Below are 25391 nucleotides of genomic sequence, written 5' to 3' on the forward strand. Positions count from 1 at the left end.
TATGTGGCTAATTTATACAATAGCGCTTCTGGCTATACTTTGGTTTGTCTTATATAGTTCCAAAATAGTAAAACAGCAAATAGGATTAAAATTCAAAACTTTGATTTCTTGTTTACTGGAACTCGATAAGAGCCTTAAAGTGGAATACGAATCCAATGAGTCCATCATTTTGTTTTCTTCAAATAATCGGGGAAGCATTACTATTTTTTTATTTGAAAACTATGAATTACTATATGTAACAATAGAATCTGTAAACACTGATAATTATATTGAAAAAAAGGAATGGTTTTTTATTGACAAAATGAACCAGTATTTAATTTTTGATGAAATTGTTACAAGCTTTTTCAAAGAATACAAATCTTATGTTTTTAGTCCTAAAAAAATAAAGCAAAGTATTCACTTAACTGCCGAAAAAACAAAAAACATAAATATTGAACCTGTTTTTTCTAAAAAAAATATTTCACAATCTTCTTTTTGTCTGGCTTTTAATAATACCAAAATACTAATCCCTTATAAAAATACAAACAGTCAAAGTAACTTTGAAATCCTTTTCTTCAACTGTGCTGTATGCTATCAAAAAATAAATAAAACAAAATACAATTTACAATGGCAAAATTATATTGCTCTGTTAACACAATACTTAGACAACCAAAGTCTGTCAAAGCAAATAGAAAATTTAAACGATTATTTTGACTACAGGATTACATTCTATTCAAAACAAATCGAATTAATAAAAAACAATGCTAATCCTGACTATGATTCACTTTATTATTATTTTTTCGAAAAACCATTGAGTACAAAAATTAAAATAAAACATAGAGACTGGAACAAGACCGATTTTATAAAAACACTACAGATCTTAATCAAAGAAATAGAAAACAAAACAATAGAACTCGAATTACTTTCCTCACAACGTTAAACAGCTTATCCGGAATAGTTAATATTTTAATATAAATTACAATGAAAAAAATAATCTTTTCACTACTCATTCTTTTTATGATGAGTTGTACCAATGACAATAATACATTTACGCTAAAAACAATCAAACTCAATAATTTTGAAAGGAGGACTACCCTTCCGGCTCAAAAACTTTACTTTAAAGTATTTAGAAACGATTCCGAAATCCCTTTAACAGAAACTGGATTTTATCCAAGCGATTATACTATGCCTGCCACTTTTAAGGTGTTCCCATCTATAGGAATGCAGCTATATGGCAAAGCTTACAATGTACAGTTATGGAGTGAAACCGATGGTTATTTGGGACGTTGCGATATCGACATGGATAAATATAAAATTATATTCCCTATTGATATGGAAGTAGAAAACGATAGTTTGAATATTGCCATTCAAGGAACTTGGGAATAACTTCTTATATAAAAAACAATAGAAGAATTATAATTTTTAAGACATTTTCATTGCCATGGAAAATCATACTAGCATCACACATCATAATAGTATAGAAAAAATAAGGGCTGGCTAAATATCCCTTAAAAATAAACACATCCAACTTAATACCACGGATTTATTTCATGGAAAAACGTAGTAAATAAACCTAAGCTATTTTTTTTCCAAAATTAAATTACAGTTGTCCAAAATGAATACAAAATCAATCGCTTTTAATACAATTGATTAACTATTTTAGGACTTCAAATATTCAGATTACTGAAAGCTGTTTTCAACTTCATAACTGAACCAAATCCCATAGTAGGACTAATTTCAATTGTATCTTTTTAAAGCCCGCTTTATAAAAATATCGATACCAATAGAATATAGTTTATTACGTTTATGAAGTTTAATTACCCACTGGAAATTTATGACACACTAATTAGTGAAATTCTAAGTTCAAGAAAAAAACCAACAACTGAAATCATTGATTACATTAATAGTTTAATGCTGGAAAGCTTTTGCATTCATACTATTTCCTTAAAAAAAACAACATATAAAATCGAAAGTAAACTACATAGCTTTCATCCATATGCCACTGTCATTAAAGACTTAAAATGCAATTTATTAGAGGAATTCAAATTCTTATTACCTCAAATCGAGCAAGAACTTAATATTCAAGAGCTGGAAAAAAAATACTATTGGGATAATGAAAACAAAACAACTCAGTTATATATTCTAACCAATATCAAAATAGAAGAAGTTGAAAAAGAACAACTCTATTTTTTATATTGTAGTCTGATTCTAAAACGGGAAACAGAAACAATACAAAAAAGAATAAAAGAAACCATTTCAGAATTATATTCCATTGAACAAATAGAAACCTACATTCATAAAAAACAATTCGCATTAGAAAGCTTGGCAGCTAAATTAGTTAAAAAAATAAATCCCAAAAACGCTATTGAACTTTACCAATACTCTACAACTTATTCGGATAAAGATTGCCTCAAAATCATCTATAACGCTGTCGAAAAAGCAATACGCTTTTTAGAGAAAGAATATTTCAAATACTTAGATAAAAATAGTCAAGCTCCAATTAAAACAATCATAAATACAAAAATAGAGATAGAATTAAAATACAAAGAACTAAAACTAGATTCTGGTAACTGTTCAATACAAGAAGTAATAGAAATCATTTTGCAAAGCTTTTCAAAAATTATGGAGCTGGATCTTCAACAAAAAATTACTTATAGTGAACTGTTATATGCTTCTGAATTAATCCCTACTCTGTACAACCAAGTTAAATACAAACAGAAAACAAAAAAGTGTCTAAAAGAAATTATGTTGGAATTTAATTTTAATTCTTTAGACTTTTTTTATTACTATACCGATGAAATAAATAAAGAATTAGAAAGAGAAGACAATGATGTTGAAAAATTCAAAATTTTATACAAATACCTTAAGAACACCAATCAGAGACAATTATATGCAAATAACAAATGGAATACAAAATTACCATCTGCTAAAAAACAAATCTCGGGTTGGTTAGAGGAAGAAATCCAATACCTAAATCAAAAAAGAATGTTAGAATCTTATGCTACAACGAATCCAAAAAATGTAGAAACAAAAACCAAATTCCATACTGACCTATCGGTGCCGCAACTGAGTTATTTCTTTGGATTATTAATTCAATCAGGAATCATCCAGCCACCTACACAAAGAGCTATCTTCAAATTCATTGCAGATAATTTTAAAACCAAAATGACCAATTCAATTTCGACAGATAGTCTGAATTCAAAGTACTACAATGTAGAAACAACTACAAGGAATGCAGTAAGAGAAAAAATAATCGAATTATTGAATCTTTCGAAGTTGTAGTACCTCTTTTAGTAATCGCCATCCAAAACCTTCCATCCCAAGTAAGCGCTCATCATCAATAACTAATAAAGCGGCTAGGCTTGGGATTTTTTGTGTATCCATAAATTCCTGTAGTTCCGGCGATATAACCTCCTGCTTTGTATTCATAATTTTAAAAGATAAAATTTAAAATCACGTCCCGGTTGGAGTTGCTATAAACAAACTGCGTGGGACATCGATCACCAGCATCAGAGGTACCGCCAAGCACCCACAGCTCCGATAAACCGAGCCCACGCATTGCGTAGGCGACAGTTTATTTGTAGAGCTTGTTTAGAATTTTTGGCGGTTTTCTGATGCTCGAAATAACTTTCGCTAATATGTCGTAAGAAGATAAATCCTCTGTATTTATTTACAAAGCAAATCTAATCATAAATCAATTTAAATACAATTTCTAAGACTAGTATTAAAAACTTTTTTCATTCAAATAGCTTGTTTTGCTACTATTTGACAGGGGTTGTACAACCCCCACAACTGGCGCAGTAAAGAAAAGTATATTCTATTTGTAGTCAATTTAAAATAAAACAGTATGCCAATCGAAATTATCACAAAAGAAGACCTAAACGAATTCAGAGCACTTTTACTATCTGAACTTAAAGAAATCCTGCAATCCAAACCAGAGCAAACAAAACAATGGCTCAAATCCAATGAAGTCCGCAAACTGCTAAACATCTCCCCCGGCACACTCCAAAACCTCCGCATCAACGGAACCATCACCTACACTAAGATTGGAGGAATCTTATACTACTCCAGTACCGATTTAAATAAACTACTGGAAGCCAATAAAGTCGATGCTACAGTCACCTTGTTCAATCCAAAATGGCTAGTGCGATGAACTACATAGAGATACTTTTTCTTAAAAACAGGTCCTTAGCTTCCGCTGTCGGACATCACGAATCGAAAATGGCATTAGAATCTGCAAGCGAGTGTCAATTAATTGAAAAATCCGTAAAAAGAAAAGCTGTTTGAGCGCAGCGAGTTCTTTTCTTTTAGGATTTGAAATTTAAATTGACCGCTGAAGATTCCTAGCCTTGACTTTTTGTTTCTTTTGGGTCAAGCCAAAAGAAAAACAATAAACAACAAACACATAAACATGAATTACATCAAACACCTCACTGGTTTCTTCGAAAAAGTAGCCATAGACAAAACACTCAATCCAACCCATATAAGCTTATACATCGCTTTATTCCAATTCTGGAATTGCAATCGCTTCAAAAACCCGATTAGCATTTCCCGTGACGAAGTCATGCGCATTAGCAAAATCAGCTCCAAAGCCACCTATCACAAATGCCTGAAAAACTTGCACGCTTTGGGCTACATCAATTACGAACCATCTTATAATCCATTCAAAGGTAGTCACGTTTATTTATTCAATTTTTCAGACGATTTAAAACCGGTTCCTAAAAGTGAGAGAAAACCAAATAATGAACTTCTTTTTAAACAAGTCAGTGAACAGGCTCTAAACAAGTCTTGTACAAGTAATGAAACAAGTACTGAACAAGCAGTAGTACCTTATATAAACTATATAAACAATACAAACATTTCAAACAAAAAAAACGTTGCAAACTTGAACAAGCAAGCAAAAAATTACAGTTACAACAATGTCACATCGAGCGAAGTCGAGATGATTAAAGAAGAAAAAAGTTCCGCGAAAAAAGAAGAAAAAGAAATGCCGGATGAAAAACTTGAAGTTAAAAGCAATCTTCCTAATCCGGCATTCGCCGACTACAATGCGAAGCAAACTGAAACCAGTCGGCAAAAAAGTTCCGCGAAAAAAGAAATGTTTTTAACATTCGCCGACTCCGATAAAAATCAAACTGAAAAAAGTCGGCAAAAGAATGAAATTGAAAATTCCAATTTGTCATCCCGAGCGCAGTCGAAGGAACTCAATCCAACTATCGATGAAATAAAAACCTATTTCCAGGAAAACAACTTCCCGGAACTCGAAGCACAAAAGTTCTTCAATTATTTCTCCAGTGTGGGTTGGTTAGTTGGAGGAAAAACACCCATGGTCGATTGGCAAGCATCAGCACAAAATTGGATATTAAACAGTATTAATTTCAATCACAACACCGATACAACACCAGCACATCACCGTCAAAATCTCAACGCAACAATCGACAAAAACTATGCAGAACCTTTGTGATTTTAGCGACATAGAGTTTGGAAGCGAGTGTCAAATATTCGCAGAATTCGTAAAATGAAAATAAAACTTCCGCTTTCATTGTCCAAGGAATCCGCAGTCGAGCGTCAAATGTTTGAAGAATGCGTAAAAAGAAAAGCTGTTTGAGGCTTTAGCCGAGTTCTTTTCTTTTAGCATTCAAAAAATAATTTGACCGACGAGGGTTCCAAGACTTGATTTTTTTGTTTCTTTTTTCATCAAGGAAAAAAGAAAAGATCTAAAAACTAAAATATTTGTTCCATTATGAACGAAATAAAATCCCACTACAACTATCCTGATATAATCCTTTGGCTTGAAAAAAAAGGCTTAGAACTGTACGGTAATCACTTCAAAATCCATGAATCTGATTACTCTGTAATCTACAAACTCATAGCCTATTTCCTCAAAGACGAACCAACATGCTATCAATACGGAATCAACCTCAACAAAGGAATCCTTCTTTCTGGACCAGTCGGCTGTGGCAAAACATCACTAATGAACCTAATGAAACACCTCACTCCTATCGAACACAAATTCTCAGTAAAACCATGCCGCGACATCAGCTTTGAATTCATCCAGGACGGCTATCAAATCATTCACAAATACAGCATCGGAAAATTATACGAATCCCAACCAAAAACAATATGCTTCGATGATTTAGGAGTAGAAAACAACCTAAAATACTACGGTAACGAATGCAATGTAATGGCTGAAATTCTATTATCAAGATACGATCTTTTCATTTCAAAAAAATTACTAACCCACATCACAACCAATCTATCCGCTTCAGAAATTGAAACCCATTACGGTAACAGAGTGAGAAGCAGATTAAGAGAAATAGGCAACCTCATCGCTTTTGATAGAAGCGCAATAGACAAACGGAAATAGCAATTAACTTTCGGCAATAAATTCAATTTACTGCCAAAATTAACAAATATTCCATTCGCAAAACACTACACAATCTGTAGTAAACCGCAAATGAAATATTTCAAAGTAAATAACTGTATTATAAAACGAGCCTTTTATCAGTTGCATATAGCAATATGCAATAGTTGTCCCAATTATTGACAAAATTTGGGACAAAATTTGGGACAAAAAACAAATTAACTTTCCGCAATAAAACTATTGTACTTCCAAAACTTAAACAATGTTATTTTGTCGCAAATATTTACTATTTTTGCGACAAATTCTTCACATAAAAACCATGCAAAGCATTGATGATAAAGTAATTTTAAAAATTAAAAAAGCCAAGAGGGGTTCGCTATTTTTTACCGAAGATTTTCTTTCTTTTGGTTCGGCTAAAGCCGTCGCAAAAGCATTGGAGAGATTGGTCATAAAAGAAATGATTTCCCGCGTGGCAAGAGGTATCTATGCCCGCTTGGAAACAGACCCGGTTTTTGGAGTTTTAAAACCCAGCACAGAGGCCATTGCACAGGCAATCGCAAAAAGAGATAAAGCCAGGATAATCCCAACAGGCAGTTTGGCACTAAACGCTTTGGGACTTTCTACCCAAATTCCGATGAATGCCGTTTACCTTACCGATGGAGCAGCGCGCAAAATTGATTTAGGCAAGCGAAAAATCATATTCAAAAAGACGAGTCCTAAAAATTTATCGGCCATTGGCCAAATAAGCAGCTTAGTCATTCAGGCAGCCAGAGAAATTGGCAAAGACCATATTTCCGAAAACGAAAAACAAATAATAATAGACCGCCTGAAAAATGAAGATCCATACCGATTAGAACATGACATCAAATTGGCTCCCGAATGGATTCGAATTATCATGCGCCAGGCACTAAAAAAAGATACCGATGAATAAATGGTTGACATTCCCGGATGAACGCAAAACTATTGCCTACACTCAAATTGCTGAAAATACAGGAATGGCGGCTCACGCAGTCGAAAAAGACTGGTGGGTAGTTCAGGTATTGACAACTATTTTCGAAATGCAGTCAGGACAGCATTTAGTTTTTAAGGGCGGTACTTCTTTGAGCAAAGCTTGGGGATTGATTAACCGCTTTTCGGAAGATGTTGATTTAGCCATCGACAGAAGCTTCTTAGGCTTTGACGGTGAACTCAAGAAAAAGGAAATTACTGCTTTACGCAAAAAAGCCAATCAGTACATCACTCATACATTTTATCCGGAATTAAAACAACGAATGTCTGATAAAGGTTTTAATGATGTTCAATGGGAAATCCTCAATAGTACCGAATCCGATCAAGACCCTAAAATCATTCTGATGCACTATCCAAATGTTATTGAATCTCCGGGTTATCTTCAACCCAGAGTGCAAATCGAAATTGGTTGCCGTTCACTTAGAGAACCTTTCAAGTTACAGCCTATTAGTGCACTCTTAGATGAACATTACCCCGAAACAAATTTTGCAATGCCTGCTATTCAAGTACCAACAGTCGTTCCCGAACGTACATTCCTTGAAAAAATATTCCTGTTGCATGAAGAGTTCAGTAAACCCAATCAATTAACCAGAGTCGATAGACTAAGCCGTCACTTGTACGATGTATATCAATTATCAAAAACTGGCATCGCAGACAATGCTTTGACCGATACACAACTATACGAAACAATTGTCAACCACAGACATCAATTTACGAGAGTAAGTCAGGTAGATTACAGCCTACACCAGCCACAAAGCATTAACCCTATTCCACCGGATGAAATTATTAAAGCATGGGAAGCCGATTACCAAACGATGCTTACTGAAATGATTTATGGCGATGCCCCAACTTTCAAACAAATAATAAAACAATTAACAAATTTGAAAACAAAAATCAATGATGTTAACTGGACAATGAAGTCTAAATTTACCAGTCCTAATACACCATAAAATGTTGCAACAAATCACTTATTCGATTACCGCTTCGATATTCTAAGAACTGAAAATGGCATCAAACACTATGGTAACCAATGTAATGTCATGGGCGATATCCTCTTATGTTCCTACGATATTTTCATAGCCAAAACCATCACCCACATCACCACTAACCTATCCGCTTTCGAAATTGAAAAGGCTTACGGAAACCCACTCCGATCCCGCATGAGAGCAATGTTTAATTTGATAGGTTTTGATAGGGAAACGAGTGATAAACGATAAAAAATAATTCAAACTCATAAATTTTCAATTCATTTCTTACAAATTGTTAATAAGAAATCTATTATTTTAGTTAAGTTACAATTTTTCCTTAAGTAGCTTTTTTGTATGTTTACACTTATTATTTTACAAAAAATGTTAATGGCAAAAATTGATAATACCACTTTTGAGCAAAAACTCTTTAAGTCAGCCGATAAACTCCGAAAAAACATAGATGCAGCCGAATACAAGCACGTAGTGTTAGGACTTATCTTTCTAAAATACATCTCTGAATCTTTTACCGAAAAGTACCTTGAGTTACAAAACGACGAATATTCAGATCCCGAAGACCGTGACGAATACCTAGCGGCCAACATTTTCTTTGTACCCAAAGAAGCCCGTTGGAGCCACATTCACGCCAATGCGAAACTTCCCACTATTGGTCAAACGATAGACGAGGCAATGGTAGCTATCGAGCGTGAAAATAAAGAACTGAAAAACGTGTTGCCACAAGTATACGGAAAGGCTAATTTAGACAAAACCGCATTAGGGGAATTAATTGACTTAATCTCCAATACCGACTTACAAGCGGAAAACGAAAACTCCAAAGATTTATTCGGAAGAGTTTACGAATACTTCCTAGGCGAGTTTGCCAATGCCGAAGGAAAAAAGGGAGGCCAATTCTACACGCCAAAATCCATTGTAAAACTAATGGTCGAAATGATAGAACCCTATAGCGGGCGTGTTTATGACCCTGCTTGTGGTTCGGGCGGAATGTTTGTAATGAGTGAAAAGTTCGTCGAAGACCACCAAGGCCGCATTAACGACATTACAGTGTACGGACAAGAAAGTAACCAAACCACTTGGAAGCTTTCAAAAATGAACTTAGCTATCCGGAACATCAACTCCAAGTTTGTAGCCTGGAACAGCGAAGGTTCATTCCTAAAAGACGCACATCCCGATTTAAAAGCCGACTTCATTCTGGCCAACCCACCTTTTAATCAATCCGAATGGGGAATTGATATTTTACAGGAAGATGCCCGTTGGAAACACGGAGTTCCGCCCAACGGAAACGCCAATTACGGCTGGCTGCAACACATGTTATACCACCTATCGCCTCGTGGAGTGATGGCAACGGTGTTAAGTAACGGTTCGTTAAGTTCCAATACCTCAGGCGAAGGCGACATCCGTAAAAACATGGTCTTGGCCGATTTAATAGAATGTATTATAGCATTGCCAAAACAGTTATTTTACAATACGGGTATTCCAGCTTGTATCTGGATTATGCGCCGTGACAAAAACCACCATAACAAAGAAGTATTATTTATTGATGCTTCCGAAATGGGCTACATGAAAACCCGTGTACACCGTGATTTGACCGATGAAGAAGTCAATACTATTGCCGACACCTACCACAATTGGCGTAAAGGTCACCCTGAGCTTGTCGAAGGGGTGGCCACTTCGAGCTTGTCATCCCGAGCGGAGTCGAGGGACCAAGCACACGTCACATCGAGTGATTTGGGAGGAACGACCAAATCGTATCGAGATGTAAAAGGCTACTGCAAAAGCGCCACTCTTACAGAAATAGAAAAACACGATTTTGTATTGACCCCTGGCCGCTATGTAGGTATTGCCGATGTTGAAGATGATGGAATTCCTTTTGAAGAAAAAATGGCTACCCTAACTACTACGCTAAAAGCTCAAATGGAAAAAGAGGTAGAATTGAATGAGGAAATCGCTAAGCAATTGGCTAAAATTGGGTTTACGTTATGAGTGAAGCAGTAAATATTCTAGATGGATGGGGGAAAATTACTTTGAATGAATATGGAAAAGTAATTACTGGTAAAACCCCTTCTAAAAACAATCCAGAAGATTGGGGTGATCTTATAAACTTTATAACACCTTCTGAAATAACTAATGATCTAAAATATATTTCAAATACACCTAGAAAATTATCTAGCTCAGGTAAAATTAGATTTAAAAAAATGCTTTTACCTGCCAATTCTGTTATTGTTACTTGTATTGGTAGTGATATGGGAAAGGTTGTAATAAATAAGAATATTGCATTAACAAATCAACAAATTAATGCAATTCAAATCAATGAAAAAGAAAATTTCGATTTTGTTTATTATCTACTAAAAAACGCCTATCCAATATTACGAAAAAATGCAATTGGTAATGGTTCTACAATGCCAATTTTAAATAAATCAAATTTCGAATCTCTTTCTTTTTTAGTACCAAATGATACCGATGAACAAAAATCAATAGCAGCAATTCTAACATCTTTCGATGATAAAATAGAACTTTTACAAGCCCAAAACAAAACCCTAGAAGAACTCGCTCAAACTATTTTTAAAGAATGGTTTGGGAAATATCAAATTGGTGATGAATTGCCGGAGAGATGGAGAGTTGGAAAGTTGGGTGATATTTTAGATATTAAATATGGAAAAGATCATAAACACTTAGATGATGGCAATATCCCTCTTTATGGTTCTGGTGGTATTATGAGATATGTTGAAAAACCATTATATCAAAAACCATCTATTTTAATTCCCCGAAAAGGAACCTTAAGTAATTTGTTTTATCTAAATGAGCCATTTTGGTCAGTAGATACAATGTTTTATAGTGAGATTTTAAAATCTTTTTTTGGAAGATTCACGTTTTTATTTTTAAAATCTTTGGATTTATCAGCTATGAATGTAGGTTCTGCTGTACCAAGTTTAACGACACAAGTGCTTAACCAGATTCCAATAGTTATTCCCATAGATGAGGTAGTTATGAATTTCGATGATATTGTTAAACCATTCTATCAAAAGTTAGAATCTAACAATATACAAATCCAAACCCTTACTCAAACCCGTGATACCTTATTACCATATTTAATGAGTGGTGAAATAAGAGTAAAAATGTAAAATTATGATGCGAAAAATTGGTTTATTTATCTTATCACTTTGGTTATTTTTTATTCTAACAATAATTATAACGATTCAGATTCCTGTCTATTTCGAAAAAGACTATGTTTTTATTAGTTGGTCTAAACTTTTATCAACCAACATAATTCCTATACTTTGTTTATTAGGTATTATTGGTGGTTTTGTTTCCTTTTTAGATTTTAAATATGTTTTAAAAGATGCAACAAATATGCCTTTCAGAATCAATAAAATTGAAAATATAAATTATGAGCATTTAACCTTTCTTACTACCTATATTGTGCCTTTAGTCTGTTTCAATTTTGTAGAAATACGATATCAAATTGTATTAATGATATTAATAATTGTTATCTGTGCCATATATGTTAAAACGGATCTTTTTTATGCGAATCCAACATTAGCTCTACTTGGATTTAAAATCTATAAAATTGAGGGCAATTTTGAAGATGGTATTAGAGAAGGAATAATCATTATTTCTAAGGATAATTTAGTAAAAAATCAAAGGTGCGATTACTTAAAGTTAGATGATAGAATATATTACGCCAAAATAAAATAAAATGACGAGAAATGAATTAATTGAAGGTTTAAATAATGTTTTGAATCAGCAAGAGCAACTTTCTACTGTGATCTTTGCAGTTTTGAAGGAAACATTGATAGTTAAAAAGCTTAATATTCATAATGATGAAATTAACCACATTCAAAATATGTTTATTGCTAGTATCAGTGATAAAATTATTAATGTAGAAGAACAAACTATTATAAAAGTTTCAGAGGCTGATAATAGAGCGAATACAGTTTTTGAGTATGATTTAGATTTACCCGAGGGACTAAATTTTTATGAATCAGCATTGAATGACCAAACTGAAAATTTTTCATTTCAAAATGACGATTTAGGTGACATTGATTCGTTAATAATAAAAATTGGTACAGAAGAACATCAAATAAAATTATTTAAAAAATTATCATCGGTTGAAGTTTTTGGTCGTGGTGGTTTTTCACTTTGGCCCTCAAATAATAGATTAGAGAGATTTAATGATAAAGTATTACGTCTAACTCCTAATTTTAATTCGGTATTAGTGGATAACACTTATGTGTTTTTAGATTTAAAATTATTAGAAAGGAGTTATGGCTTTCATGAAGTAATTGTTCGTGAGGCTACTACTTCCTTACAACTTGTTGAAGCATTAGGTATTTTGGATTCTACACAAGGTATTATTGATTTACTTGGCAAAACAAGTTTTGCGCGTAAAGTTGTCAAAATACGATATTCTCCAGTAATAGTTAGAAATATTCCTAATGCTCAAATCATTGCTTTTACTAAAACACATCCTGCCTTATTAAATAAAATGAGATATAGTGACGATGGAGAACAAATTATTTTACATACTAAAATAGCTAAGGAATTATTTATAAAAATGCTAGATGATGCTTATTTAACATCTGAGTTGACAGCACAACATTATGAAAGTACTGCTAAGGATGTTGTCGAAGATGAAGAAGTAGAAGAAGTTGTAAATGCTTGATTTATGAAAGAAAAAGTAATATTTGATACTAATACATTACGCAATACCGAAATCAATTTTTTTCTGGGCAATCGTAGAGAATTGGAGCGTTTTGCTCAGGATGCAGATATTGTAGTACCTCATGTAGTAATTGAAGAAATCAAACGTCAAAAGCGAGCTGCATTAAAAAGTAACCGTGATAAACTAATTGCTAATTCATTTCATAAACTTATTGGTGGTACCGAAGCTCAAATAAGAGCTTTCGACATTGAGGTATATATTGAAAATCTACAATCAGCAGAAACGATTGTTTTTGAAATCATTGATTTAAAAAGTAATGATGTATTACCGCAAATAAAAGAATTGGCATTACTTAAAAAACCACCTTTTGAAGGAAAGGATGATACGGATAAAGGTTTTAAAGATGCACTCATTTATTTTTCTGTTTTAGAATATTTGCAAGAAATAGAAAATAAATACGTCTTTGTTTGTGCTAAGGATAATCTTTTAAAAGAGGCATTTAAAAACAATCCAAATGTTATTGTGGTTAAAGATTACGACGAATTCAAGAAACAAAGTGTCACCCAATTTATCGGAGATTATTTCATCGAAAAAGTAAATACAGAATTAGAATTAAATATTACTTCAGATAACATTTTAAATTATTGGACCAGTATTCTTGACAATAAAATAGTTTTAGTGGTATCAAATGGTGAGCAATTTGTAATTGAATCAGACTCAGGAGAAATTATAAGACATTGTAAAGTTTCAGAATATCAACCTAATATTGAAAAATTAATCCAATCACCAAATTTTGCAACAACCCATTCAGTAATTGAAGATCTAAGCCCTTATATGATTTATTTCTCAGACAATGATATAATTAATCTTTTAGAAAAAGCACTAGACAATGACCAAATAAAGTGGATTTTAGGAGACTCTGATGTTAAAGAATTTTTTGGACAATTATTTGAAGCAAAAAAAGAACAAATTCAGAATGCAGAAATACTAACCTATTACAATAATATTTTAAACGAACAAATTTCATGGCAATAGAAGTAACCGGAAAACAAATTGCAAGTGATAAAATAACCATTAAAGATGTCTTCGGAGAAGATATGTGGTTTACCATTCCAGATTATCAAAGACCCTACGTTTGGGGAGAAGACCAAATAAGTACTTTACTTGATGATGTGTCGCACGCAGCTGTCAACACACCTGATAGCCAATATTTCCTAGGTTCACTGGTTTTACATTGTGAATCTAAAACGCTAAAAGGCACTTCCTATACAGAAAACAGTGTCTTAGACGGTCAACAACGATTAACAACACTTTATATTTTACAAGCAGTATTAAGAGACATTACCACTTCCGAAACACGTAAAGCTACTTGTGCAAAAGCAATATTCCAAGAAGGTAATCCCGATGACGGAATTCCTGAACGTTTACGAATTGAATTTGCCATTCGCGAAGAAGTGGAAAAATTCATCAACCAATTTGTAAAAGAAAAAGGAGGCACCCTAAAAACAGAAGAATTGCAGCACATTGCAAATACGTCTAAAGAGGTTTCTATTAGAAATATGGCAAACGCCATTTTAATAATCAACAGATGGTTTTCGGATGAGGATAACTTAGACATTGATACTTTTTTTCCTTATTTAAGACAATATGTGATATTGGTATATGTTGCAAGTAGCGAGTTGGAAGATGCATTCCGCTTGTTTACAGTACTAAATGATAGAGGAATTAAACTAAGAAACAGTGATATCCTTAAAGCTCAAAATCTAAAAGAAGTAAGTACGCAAGAAAAGCAAACCAAATATGCCAAGTTCTGGGAAGAACTTGAAGGTGAATTAGGAGAAGATTTTGATCTTTTTCTGTCTTATATCCGTACGATTTTAGTCAAAGAAAAAGCTCGTAACAATTTATTAAAAGAGTTTGAGGACAATATTTACCATCCAAAAAAATTCAACCATAGTACTAAGAAATACGAGAAATCGCAACCTCTTTTGAAAAAAGGTGACGAAACTTTCGAATTGATAAAAGCTTATAAGGTCCATTATGATGCTGTTTTTAGTGGAAGTAACCATCATATAAACAATAACTGGGCATTTGATAATCTGATTAGCATTTTAAATGATACAGCTTTGTCCGATATATGGATACCACCTTTATTAGTTTACCGACATAATTTTGGTGAAGAAAAAATATTTGAATTCCTAAAATTATTAGATAATAAATTTTCTGGCGATTGGATAGGTAGAGCAACACCAACGACAAGAATCGAAGCTATGAATAATATTATCAAAAAGGTGGAAGAATTAGCCAATGATAATAAAAAGTCCAAAGAAGAAAAATTAGAAGTATTGTTTAATGACAATGTTTTTAACTTTAATACTTCTTTCTTTCTATCAGACCTAGATGAAAATTCAATCTATGGTAGAAGATTTGCAAGATACAAATTAAGAAAGGTAGACTTTTTATTAGACGCTCCTTTGTATTCAGAAAAACGTAGTTCTTACAATGAAATGACAGTAGAACACATTTTACCACAAAATCCTGAAGAGGGAAGTCAATGGACAAGAGATTTCACACAATCAGAACGTGAAGAATGGACTCATAAATTAGGCAATCTAGTATTAATTAGTCGTCGAAAAAATGCAGGACAAGGTCGTTTAGATTTTGAAGATAAGAAGAAAAAGTACTTTACTTCTAGTATTGAAACCTTTCCAAATTCAATTAGAATTATGCAAAAACCGCAATGGACAATTAAAGAATTGGAAAAGAATCATAATGATTTAATAGCCAAAATCAAATCCCATTACAATATTTAGTATGATTACCGAAAACACCATAGAGCTAGCACTTATCGAGCAGTTAATCAGTCAAGGTTATACCTATTATTATGGCCCAGACATTGCGCCATTTAGTGATAATGCACAACGTGAAAATTTTGCCTCTGTAGTTTTAGAACAACATTTTAAAGAATGTTTGAAAAAACTAAATCCTACTTTGCCAGAGTCAGCACGAGCAGAAGCGTTCCAAAAAATAATCAACTTAGGAACCGAAGATATTATGGAAAACAACGAGCGTTTCCACAATTATCTTTCCTATGGTGTAGAAATAGAATACACAAAAGACGGAAATACAATTGGTGTACCTGTAGCCCTACTGGATGTTGAAAATCCGGAAAATAATAGTTTTTGGGTAATAAATCAATTAGTGGTAAAGGAAAACAACAATGAAAAACGATTTGATGTAGTAATCTATGTTAATGGTTTACCACTAGTTTTCATTGAGCTTAAAAATGCGACCGACGAAAATGCAACGATCCAAAAAGCATTTCAGCAAATCCAGAATTATAAAAAAGCAGTTCCATCTATCTTTTTTTACAATGCCATTTGTATCATTTCCGATGGTATCGATGCAAAAGCATCAAGTGTTTCAGCTCCATTTTCAAGATATTTAGCTTGGAAGTCGCCCAAAGACAGCGTAAAAACTGTGGAAACAGACCTTCAAATCCTTACCCAATATATGCTTACTAAAGACACTTTAGTAAACCTAATTCGTTATTGTACGGTATTTGAACAAGACGAAGTTAAAAATCCGCAAACCGGTATAATTTCACAAATAAAAATAAAAAAAGTAGCAGCTTATCATCAGTATTATGCGGTACAAAAAGCGGTACAGCAAACGATCCGAGCAACACACGCTACGGATGGAGACCGAAAAATTGGAGTGGTTTGGCACACACAAGGAAGTGGTAAATCGCTTTCTATGGTCTTTTACAGCGGGCAAATCATTACCCATCCACAAATGGAAAACCCAACAATAGTGATTCTGACGGATCGTAATGATTTGGATGATCAATTATTCGGAACTTTTGGTAACTGTACTACTTTATTACGCCAAAAACCCATACAAGCCGAAAATCGTGAAAACATAAAAGAGCTATTAAAAGTTTCTGGTGGTGGCGTTATTTTTACGACAATTCAAAAATTCGCTCCAGAGTCAGGGAATGTCTACGATACACTTTCCGAACGTACCAATATAGTAGTTGTCGCCGACGAAGCACACCGCAGCCAATATGGCTTTTCAGGTAGAGAAGTAGAAACCGAAGAAGGTTCTGAAATCAGATACGGAAATGCAAAATATTTACGTGACGCCTTACCTAATGCCTCTTACGTTGGTTTTACCGGTACACCTATCGAAAAAGCTGACAAATCTACTCCTGCGGTATTCGGAGAGTATATAGACGTATATGATATCAAACAGGCTGTTGATGATGGAGCTACAGTTCCTATTAGCTACGAATCTCGTTTAATAAAAATCAAATTAGACGAAACTACTGCTGCAGATATTGATGAAGAAATTAATGCGATCTCTGATGCTACAGAAGAACAATTAGAGAAGGCTAAGAAAAAAATGGCAACTATCGATGCAGTGGTAGGTCACCCAGACCGACTTAAAGACATCGCCAAAGATATCGTCACACACTTCGAAGCGCGTCAAAAAGTTTTTGAAGGTAAAGCTATGATCGTAGGGATGACCCGTACGATTTGCGCTATGCTGTATAATGAGATTATAGCTTTAAAACCAGAATGGCATAATCCCGATTTAGACAAAGGAATTCTAAAGGTGATTATGACAAGTTCCTCAGATGATACAGAAATATTGCAACCGCATCACACCACCAAACAGCAACGAAAGACTTTAGCCAGTAGAATGAAGGACCCAAACGATGAACTAAAGTTAGTGATCGTAAGAGATATGTGGTTAACTGGTTTTGATGCTCCAAGTATGCATACGATGTATATTGATAAAAAAATGCAAGGCGCCAATTTAATGCAAGCCATTGCTCGTGTAAACCGTGTGTATAAAGACAAACCTGGAGGATTAATTGTAGATTACATCGGTATAGGTCAAGACCTTCGAAATGCAATGGCAACCTATATCGAAAGTGGAGGTGAAGGGAATACATTCGTCGACATCAAAGAGGCCATTGCAGGAATGCAAGAAAAAAATGAGGTTATTGATCAGATGTTTAACGGCTATGATTACAAAGCGTATTTTACTGCCGAAACAAATCAAAAACTACAAATTTTACTAGGAGCGCAAAACTTTATTTTAACAAGCACCGCTTTAAAAGAACGCTTTTTAAAAGAGGTAACAATACTTTCCAAATTGTTTGCAATGTCTATACCTAGTAAGGAAGCAGACAGCATTAAAGATGAAGTAGCATTTTACCAAGCAGTTAAATCTAGAATCAATAAATTTTCATCAAATGGTGTAAAATCAGATTTCGAGGTCGAAACCGCCATAAAGCAAATTGTAGATGATGCACTTTCCAGTGATGGAGTTATCGATATTTTTCAAGCGGCGGGTATAAAAACACCTTCTGTCGGGATCTTATCAGATGAATTTTTGTTGGAAGTAAAAAATATGCAGCAAAAAAATGTCGCATTCGCTTTACTTAAAAAATTATTGAGTGATGAGGTAAAGGTTCGTAAGACCAAAAACATTGCACAGGGTAAGAAGTTCTCAGAAATGTTAGAATCAGTTGTGAAAAGGTATCACAATAACCAAATTGATTCTGCTCAGGTAATCAAAGAACTTTCTGATATCGCAAAAGAAATGCGTTTAGAAGATAAAAAGTCTGGCGAATTAGGATTAACACCCGAAGAGTATGCTTTTTATAGCGTATTAAAAGAAAATGATTCTACTTCATTTTTAGACGATGACAAAATGAAAGAATTGATCCATACAATTGTTGATGTAGTTAGAAAAAATGCAACAGTAGATTGGAGTAAAAGAGACGATGTAAGGGCACAGCTCCGGTTAACCGTTAAGAAGATATTAATGCGTTATGGTTATCCCCCGGATGTTGCCAAAATGGAAGCAGATAGAGTATTGGCTCAGAGTGAGTCATTGGCAGATGTGTTTTCTAGAGACAATTAATCTGAATATATAGTTACTGATTTGACTAATTAGAAATTATTATGATCAAAAGAATTCAATTTATAAAAAACTTTGGTGTTTATAAAAATTATAGACATGATGGAGCCTTGCGAGATTTCAATAATAAGAATAATATTTATGGTTGGAATTATTCAGGAAAAACCACATTATCCAGACTTTTTTCATATTGTGAAAAAAAGGAAGCTAACTTCGTCGAATTTCCTAACCTTGAATTTGAAATTGTTTTACATGATGGAACCAAAATAACTCAAACCAATATTGCTTCTTTCCCTTTCAATATAAGAGTTTTCAACTCTGATTTCATTAGAGATAATTTAAGATTTGATTCTGAGGACAAAAAAATGAAAGGGATAACTTTTGATGTTGGCGAAAATGCCCACCTGCGTCCACTAATTGAAGCAAACAGATCCTACATCAGTAAAGCAAAATTAAAAATCACAAATAACTCTGATTCAATCCGCCAATTCAATGAATTTTCAGCATCAAAATTCACAAATCAGGCAAGAATAATAAAAAATGATCATTTCAACAGTTTAATTGAATTTAACAAAGGTCATTTAGAAAAATTAATAAGTACTAAAGAAGATGCAATTAATAACATCATTTCAGAAGAAGAAAGATTAACTAAAATCAAAGCAGATTCTATTTCAAAAAATGACAAAGACAAAATTGACATAAAAGAATATCCAATTAACCTGAACAATTTGGTTCAAAAAATCATTGTTTTTATAGGCAAAGAGCCCAAAATAGCAGTTCAGGAAGAAAATCTTGATAATGATTCAGATTTATATAATTGGGTTAGAACCGGTGTCAGCTTGCATGAATCAAAAGCTTTAGATAATTGTGCTTTTTGCAAAGAAAAATTAAAACCCGAAAGAGTCGTAAATTTAAACGCTTATTTTTCTAATGAAGCTTCTATTCTAAAAGACGAATCTGTTGTTTTAATAGCTAGTATAAATGGTGAATTAGAATATTTTGAAAAAATTGAAATTCTTAGCAAAAGTAAAAATGATTTAAATGAAAGTTTACAATCTAAATTTCAAGATTTAACACAAGAATACAATACTGTCTATGATAACTACTCTTTTATTCTCAAACAACTAAAATTAATCATTGAAAATAAAGTTGCTAATTCACTGTTCATTTCCCAAAATTTACCAGAAATAGACATGGAGCCTGTTACCATTTTGTTGAAATGGATTGCTGATGTTAAAGCAGTATTTGAAGAGCATAATCAAATAGTCGAAAATTTTCAATCCAATCAAAACAGTGCCAGAGATAGCTACAAAAAGCATTTAGTTTCAAAATATTTGATAGATGAAAATTACTTCGAGTTTAAAAGAAAAAAGGAAATAGAAGAAAAATATCATCGAATATTTAATACTCAAATTGATGCAAAAGAAGAAGAAAACAGAGTTTATTCTGACCAGCTTCAAAGTATTACAGCCGGTAAGGGTGAACTTAACAGGTTTATTAAATTATTTTTAAAAAGAGAAGATATACAAATTGAAGTTACACCCGATAATCATTTTATTTTAAAAAGAGGGAATGTAATTGCTAAAAATTTAAGTGAAGGTGAAAAAACAGCTATTGCCTTCTCTCACTTCATGGTAATGTTAGATAGTTTGCAGAAGGAAGGAAAACTATTAGAAACTATTGTTTTTATTGATGACCCGATTTCGAGTTTAGATTCCAATCATATAGCTCAAATCACGTCATTAATCAATTCATTTTTCTTTAGAAAAGGAATTGATCCGGATAATCCATCTAAAGTGATAGATTGCTTTTTACAGCTTTTTGTTTCAACACATAATTTTGAATTTTATTCTTTCTTAAGAGACGCTAATAACATTAAGCGAAAGAAAAAAATAGTAACACCACAAGGAGCAAATGAAGTTCCATCTTGCAATTCTTTTTTTATTAAAAAAGTGGCTGTAGATTCTTCAATAATTGAAAATATGCCTTCTGCCTTAGCAAGTTATAAGTCCGAATACATTTATTTATTCTCTCTTATTTATGATTTTTATGCTTCAAATTGTAGTGAACAAAATCCAAATTTCATATTAATGCCAAACGCAGTCCGAAGATTTTTAGAGATCTATACCTTGATAAAATTACCTGGTAACAAAGGAGAAATTGATAGCAGAATCAGTGAGCTTATTGGTGATGTGAATGAACTAAAAATTTTACATCACTTTTCACATTTTACATCTTTTGAAAAAACAACTAGGCATGATGAATTGATTTTAAGATTACCTGATGTAATAGCTGATGTTTTCACATTGTTGGAAAATGATATGAAACATTATGAATCTTTATGTAGCGCAATTAACAAAACTGTTTTTGTTATTGAAAATGATTAAAACATCATAAGAAGACTTGATGAAAATAAGTTAGTGCACAAAAAAAATAATTTGAAATCATATTCAGTAAACCATAATGGCTAATTACGACTTTTCAACTTTAAACGATAGAGATTTAGAAGAATTAACAAGAGATTTGCTTTCAAAAGAATTAAATGTAAATTTTCAATCCTTCAAACCAGGACCTGACAAAGGTATTGATTTGCGATTTTCAACAATAAATGATGAAAACGAAATAGTAGTTCAAGTTAAACACTATCTAGGTTCTGGTATTTCTAAATTAAAACTAGATTTAAAGAAGAATGAAGTTCAAAAAGTGGCATCATTAAAACCTAAACGATATATTTTCTGTACTTCATTGCCACTATCTCCACAAGACAAAGAAGAAATTAAAAATACTTTCTTGCCATATATTCAATCAACATCAGATATTATAGGCAAAGAAGATTTAAATAAATGGCTAGATGACTATCCTGAGATTCAAGAGAGACATTTTAAACTTTGGTTGTCATCTATTGATATAATAAAGAAAATAGTCAAAAATGGTGTTAAAGGTAGATCAGAATTTTATAAAGAAAAAATAGTAAAAGAAATTACATTATATGTCCCAAATAAAACTCATAATGAAGCCGTTAAAGCACTAAACAATAATCATTTTATATTAATAACTGGTGCTCCGGGTATAGGTAAATCAACATTAGCCAATATGCTGACTTATCAATTTTTAGCTGAAGATTTTGAATTAGTATACGTCAGAGAAATAACAGAAGCTGAAGAAGCTTTGTCTCCTGAAAAAAAACAAATATTCTATTTTGATGATTTTTTAGGTGCAATTACTTTGGATTTATATAGTTCAAGAAATGCCGACTCTGCTATTGTAAATTTTATAGAAAGAATAAGGAATGATAAACATAAACGATTAATATTGACTTGTAGGACAACAATTTTAAATCAGGCAAAAAATATTTCTGATAAAATCCAAAATTCTAATATTGATATTTCAAATTATGAAGTCAGAATTGAAAACTATACAGATTGGGATAAGGCAAGAATTCTATATAATCACATATACCTTTCAGATTTACAGGATGAACAAAAATTGATTTTCTTTCAAAATGATTTTCATTGGAAAGTTATTAAGCATCGATACTATAATCCTAGGGTAATTCAAGACATTACAAAAAAGAGTAATATTATTGATTCCGATTATTCAGAGAAATTTGTTTTAGATATATTAAATGATCCAAAAAAAATATGGGAGAAACCTTTTAATGTTCAGATTTCTAACATTTCTAGATTATTGTTATTAACCATGTATTCATTGGGTGGCGGAATTTACTATGTCACAGATGAAAGACTAAAAGAAGCTTTTAATAGTAGAATAAACCATGAAGTTGTTTCTAATAATTATCAGAGAGAAGGAAATGAATATAATTTTGCCTTAAAAGAATTAGTAGGTGCTTTTATAATTAGAACTATTGATAAAAATAACATAATATATAGCTTTTTTAATCCATCTATAGAGGACTTTATTTTCTCATATTTTCAAAATTCTAATGAAGAATATTTACAATTGCTTAAATCATCTGTATTTTTTGACCAATTCAAATACAGGATAGCAACTACAAAGGTTAAAGGAGAAAAAAGAATAGATTATTCTAATAAAAATAGCGAAAAAAAATTATATGAAATTTTTGAAGAAAGGAAAAAACTTCTAAAGGGCTTCTATAGTGATTCTAATATAAATATCATATCTACCCTTATTCGTTTATTTAACAAAGATGAAATTAAAGTAGAATTATTAGAAAGAATTAATGATCTAGATATAAGTTATTTGAGTTGGGAGGATCGTGATAACTTGTCTGAAATATTAAAATATATAGCTCAAAACAATTTAGTCCATCATATAAATAATTTATCCGATTTAATAAAGATTCTTTCAAAAGATGCTCTTTCTCATTATCAAATAAAAAGCTTCGCAAGTCTGATTAAAGAGAATTCTAGTTATTCTGATTTTATCAATGATTCAAAAATAAATGACTGTGATTATTACAACGAAATTCAGAAAAACATTAATGATTCTTGGGATAAATTTTCAAATGATTATATGACAGATACTTATGGAATAGATAAAACTATAGAAAAAGAAGAATTAGAAGATTTAATAAATAAAAGAAAGGAAGAAGCTATTCAAATTAATAAAGATATTGGATTAGATGGTTCTGAAGCCATTATTGAATATGAATTTGATACTTCATCACAAATTGAATTTAATAAAGAAAAAAGTAAAGAGAATGATATAAAAATCCAAGGATACCAAGAAAATGCTAGAAATGAAGTTTTGGATATTAATAAATTATTTAACTCAAATAGTAAAGATGGAGATTTATTTATACTCCCTTTTTAATCTTTCAATCTAAAAAAAATGAATGATTTTTATTTTAGTGATACTATAAATTGGATAAAGTCAGATAAAAGGATATCTACTTGGACTACTATATATAAACAATGGGAAGAAAACAATTCTCGTGAGTATTTATTTTGCCTTTTATTTCCTAAAAAATTAATCAAACAATTTATAAAACATCCCACTTGGAGTTTAAATATTACTCATTTAAAACCTTATTATGTTCATTATTCAGAAAAAGCATCTAAATACTATAGATGGGGTATAGAATCAAAATATGAACCTCTAGTATATCAACAATTCTATAATAATATATATCCAACAAAATATGAATTGATTGAAGAAATTCAGCAATTTTTTAATCTATATTTTGATAGTAAAACTAATACATACGTTAGTATCGATATAGCTTCTGAACAAAGTGAAGTAGTTAAAATTATAAAAAAAGGAGATAATATTGAGTTTAAAATAAGAACACATTTTTTAAGACAATTCCTTTATACTAAAAAAATGGTTTTAGGTTTTCAGATGGACTATTTTAAAGAATCAGATAAAACCTTAAAAGAACAAAATCTTAATGAAAACATATTATTTGATGAGTTTACACAGTTCTACAATTTTAATATTTCTTTTAAAGATTATTCTTTTTGGGATAGGTGTAAATCAGATTCTAGACTGTTAGGAAAAGTAATTCTTTTCGGTTATGAAAGTCAAAATATTCAAACAGATTATGCCAGACTAAATTCCCAAAAGTGTGAAGATTTTATAGTAAATATAAGTACTGATAGTGGTGAATTTATTTATGAAAATTGTAATAAGAGTGAATTCGAAGATTCAAACTATGGCTTTTACACGCCTGTATTTTTTAAAAAAGAAGTTTTACAAAAATATTACCATAATCCTAACTTATATACAATAGAAGATGGCTCTTTAATTATGAAAGGTTCTTGGAGGCTTTATATAGATAATAATAATTATGATTTTATAGTTGTCTACCTTGGTGATTTGAGAATTCTACCAAATCAAGATCAATTATATTGGAAAAGTTTTAATATTGAACCACAATCAGAGGTAAATAAACGTAGGTTTAATATAGATTTTTTATCATCTTATTATAATCCAGAAATTGAAGATTTAAAATTCAAGAATGAATATATTCGAGTAAATAAATTATGGTTGCAAAAGTTCGGTTTTAATTTATTTTCTGAATTTGATGAAAATGATATTCATTGTTTTAAAACTATTAGGCTCCCTTTAAAAAATGAAGCAGGAGAATTAGATGTTCTTATTTTGAATCTGTGTAAAGTTTTAATTGATTATTTAAATACTAAATCAATAAATAAACATCTTACCTCAGAACAAAAAGAGCTAAGATCTATTGAAAAGCTTGAAATATTTTTTCAGATAAATCACTTCAAAGATCTTGAAAAAATTATTTCGTTTTATAAGACTTTGCAAAAGTTAAGATCTACAGGCTCTGCCCACCGTAAAAATTCAGATTATAAAAAAATCCTAAGTAATTTAGGTTATGAAAATTTAAATGAAAAAGGAATTTTTAAAGAAATATTAAATAACGTGAGTTCGATATAATTTTACTACAAATACGTAAAAATATTTGCACAAAAAAGCAAAAGCTAGTATATTTAAAGTGCTAATTTTCAAATAA

19 protein-coding genes are annotated in these 25391 nt (G+C 31.8%); 18 read left to right on the forward strand and 1 reads right to left on the reverse strand.

The window, feature by feature from the left end; translation table 11 throughout:
* The first annotated feature begins 1 nt into the window (after window position 1).
* The 3 genes from B6A10_RS10040 to B6A10_RS10050 all read left to right on the forward strand — a co-directional run bounded on the left by B6A10_RS10040 (window position 2) and on the right by B6A10_RS10050 (window position 3261).
* On the forward strand, window positions 2–919 hold the full coding sequence (locus tag B6A10_RS10040) for a hypothetical protein (protein ID WP_188220782.1): 918 nt from the start codon (window positions 2–4) through the stop codon (window positions 917–919).
* A 41-nt stretch (window positions 920–960) separates the two neighbouring features.
* Complete coding sequence (locus tag B6A10_RS10045; RefSeq protein ID WP_188220783.1) at window positions 961–1365, forward strand: hypothetical protein; 405 nt, start codon at window positions 961–963, stop codon at window positions 1363–1365.
* Between the two features lie 420 nt (window positions 1366–1785).
* On the forward strand, window positions 1786–3261 hold the full coding sequence (locus tag B6A10_RS10050) for a hypothetical protein (RefSeq protein ID WP_188220784.1): 1476 nt from the start codon (window positions 1786–1788) through the stop codon (window positions 3259–3261).
* Here the strand turns inward: B6A10_RS10050 and B6A10_RS10055 are convergent.
* A complete protein-coding gene (locus B6A10_RS10055; RefSeq protein WP_188220785.1) occupies window positions 3238–3408 on the reverse strand; it encodes a hypothetical protein in 171 nt (56 codons plus the stop codon). The two genes, B6A10_RS10050 and B6A10_RS10055, sit on opposite strands and share 24 nt — an antisense overlap.
* Window positions 3409–3826: 418 nt before the next feature.
* Here B6A10_RS10055 and B6A10_RS10060 point away from each other — a divergent pair, with 418 nt between their 5' ends.
* From B6A10_RS10060 to B6A10_RS10130, 15 genes are all read left to right on the forward strand, one after another.
* On the forward strand, window positions 3827–4132 hold the full coding sequence (locus B6A10_RS10060; RefSeq protein ID WP_188220786.1) for a helix-turn-helix domain-containing protein: 306 nt from the start codon (window positions 3827–3829) through the stop codon (window positions 4130–4132).
* A 258-nt stretch (window positions 4133–4390) separates the two neighbouring features.
* Entirely contained in the window at window positions 4391–5443 is a 1053-nt protein-coding gene (locus B6A10_RS10065; protein ID WP_188220787.1) for a transcriptional regulator, read from the forward strand.
* Between the two features lie 519 nt (window positions 5444–5962).
* Window positions 5963–6346, forward strand: a complete 384-nt coding sequence (locus B6A10_RS16350) for a P-loop NTPase family protein (protein ID WP_238929391.1) — start codon at window positions 5963–5965, stop codon at window positions 6344–6346.
* A gap of 316 nt (window positions 6347–6662) precedes the next feature.
* The gene (locus B6A10_RS10075) at window positions 6663–7274 is read left to right on the forward strand and encodes a DUF6088 family protein (protein ID WP_188220788.1); all 612 of its coding nucleotides are present in this window, start codon (window positions 6663–6665) and stop codon (window positions 7272–7274) included.
* Window positions 7267–8301: a nucleotidyl transferase AbiEii/AbiGii toxin family protein gene (locus tag B6A10_RS10080; protein ID WP_188220789.1), complete on the forward strand. Its 1035-nt coding sequence runs from the start codon at window positions 7267–7269 to the stop codon at window positions 8299–8301. Before B6A10_RS10075 ends, B6A10_RS10080 begins: the two co-directional genes overlap by 8 nt.
* A gap of 405 nt (window positions 8302–8706) precedes the next feature.
* On the forward strand, window positions 8707–10317 hold the full coding sequence (locus B6A10_RS10085) for a type I restriction-modification system subunit M (protein ID WP_188220790.1): 1611 nt from the start codon (window positions 8707–8709) through the stop codon (window positions 10315–10317).
* On the forward strand, window positions 10314–11456 hold the full coding sequence (locus B6A10_RS10090) for a restriction endonuclease subunit S (protein ID WP_188220791.1): 1143 nt from the start codon (window positions 10314–10316) through the stop codon (window positions 11454–11456). Before B6A10_RS10085 ends, B6A10_RS10090 begins: the two co-directional genes overlap by 4 nt.
* A 4-nt stretch (window positions 11457–11460) precedes the next feature.
* Entirely contained in the window at window positions 11461–12030 is a 570-nt protein-coding gene (kwaA, locus tag B6A10_RS10095) for an anti-phage protein KwaA (protein ID WP_188220792.1), read from the forward strand.
* Between the two features lies 1 nt (window position 12031).
* Complete coding sequence (gene kwaB / locus B6A10_RS10100) at window positions 12032–12997, forward strand: anti-phage protein KwaB (RefSeq protein ID WP_188220793.1); 966 nt, start codon at window positions 12032–12034, stop codon at window positions 12995–12997.
* Window positions 12998–13000: 3 nt separating this feature from the next.
* A complete protein-coding gene (locus B6A10_RS10105; protein ID WP_188220794.1) occupies window positions 13001–14032 on the forward strand; it encodes a PIN domain-containing protein in 1032 nt (343 codons plus the stop codon).
* Window positions 14023–15810, forward strand: a complete 1788-nt coding sequence (locus B6A10_RS10110) for a DUF262 domain-containing protein (protein WP_188220795.1) — start codon at window positions 14023–14025, stop codon at window positions 15808–15810. The genes B6A10_RS10105 and B6A10_RS10110 overlap by 10 nt, the downstream gene beginning before the upstream one ends.
* Window position 15811: 1 nt before the next feature.
* On the forward strand, window positions 15812–18934 hold the full coding sequence (locus tag B6A10_RS10115; RefSeq protein ID WP_188220796.1) for a type I restriction endonuclease subunit R: 3123 nt from the start codon (window positions 15812–15814) through the stop codon (window positions 18932–18934).
* 41 nt (window positions 18935–18975) lie between these two features.
* Window positions 18976–21318 carry an AAA family ATPase gene (locus tag B6A10_RS10120; protein WP_188220797.1) on the forward strand — a complete coding sequence of 781 codons (2343 nt, stop codon included), beginning with the start codon at window positions 18976–18978 and terminating at the stop codon, window positions 21316–21318.
* Window positions 21319–21394: 76 nt separating this feature from the next.
* Window positions 21395–23725 (forward strand): nSTAND3 domain-containing NTPase, encoded by a 2331-nt coding sequence (locus B6A10_RS10125; RefSeq protein WP_188220798.1) that lies wholly within the window; start codon window positions 21395–21397, stop codon window positions 23723–23725.
* 18 nt (window positions 23726–23743) lie between these two features.
* Entirely contained in the window at window positions 23744–25315 is a 1572-nt protein-coding gene (locus B6A10_RS10130; RefSeq protein ID WP_188220799.1) for a hypothetical protein, read from the forward strand.
* Window positions 25316–25391 lie beyond the last annotated feature (76 nt).

It is taken from the genome of Flavobacterium pokkalii, from assembly GCF_014596575.1.
Taxonomy (GTDB): domain Bacteria; phylum Bacteroidota; class Bacteroidia; order Flavobacteriales; family Flavobacteriaceae; genus Flavobacterium; species Flavobacterium pokkalii.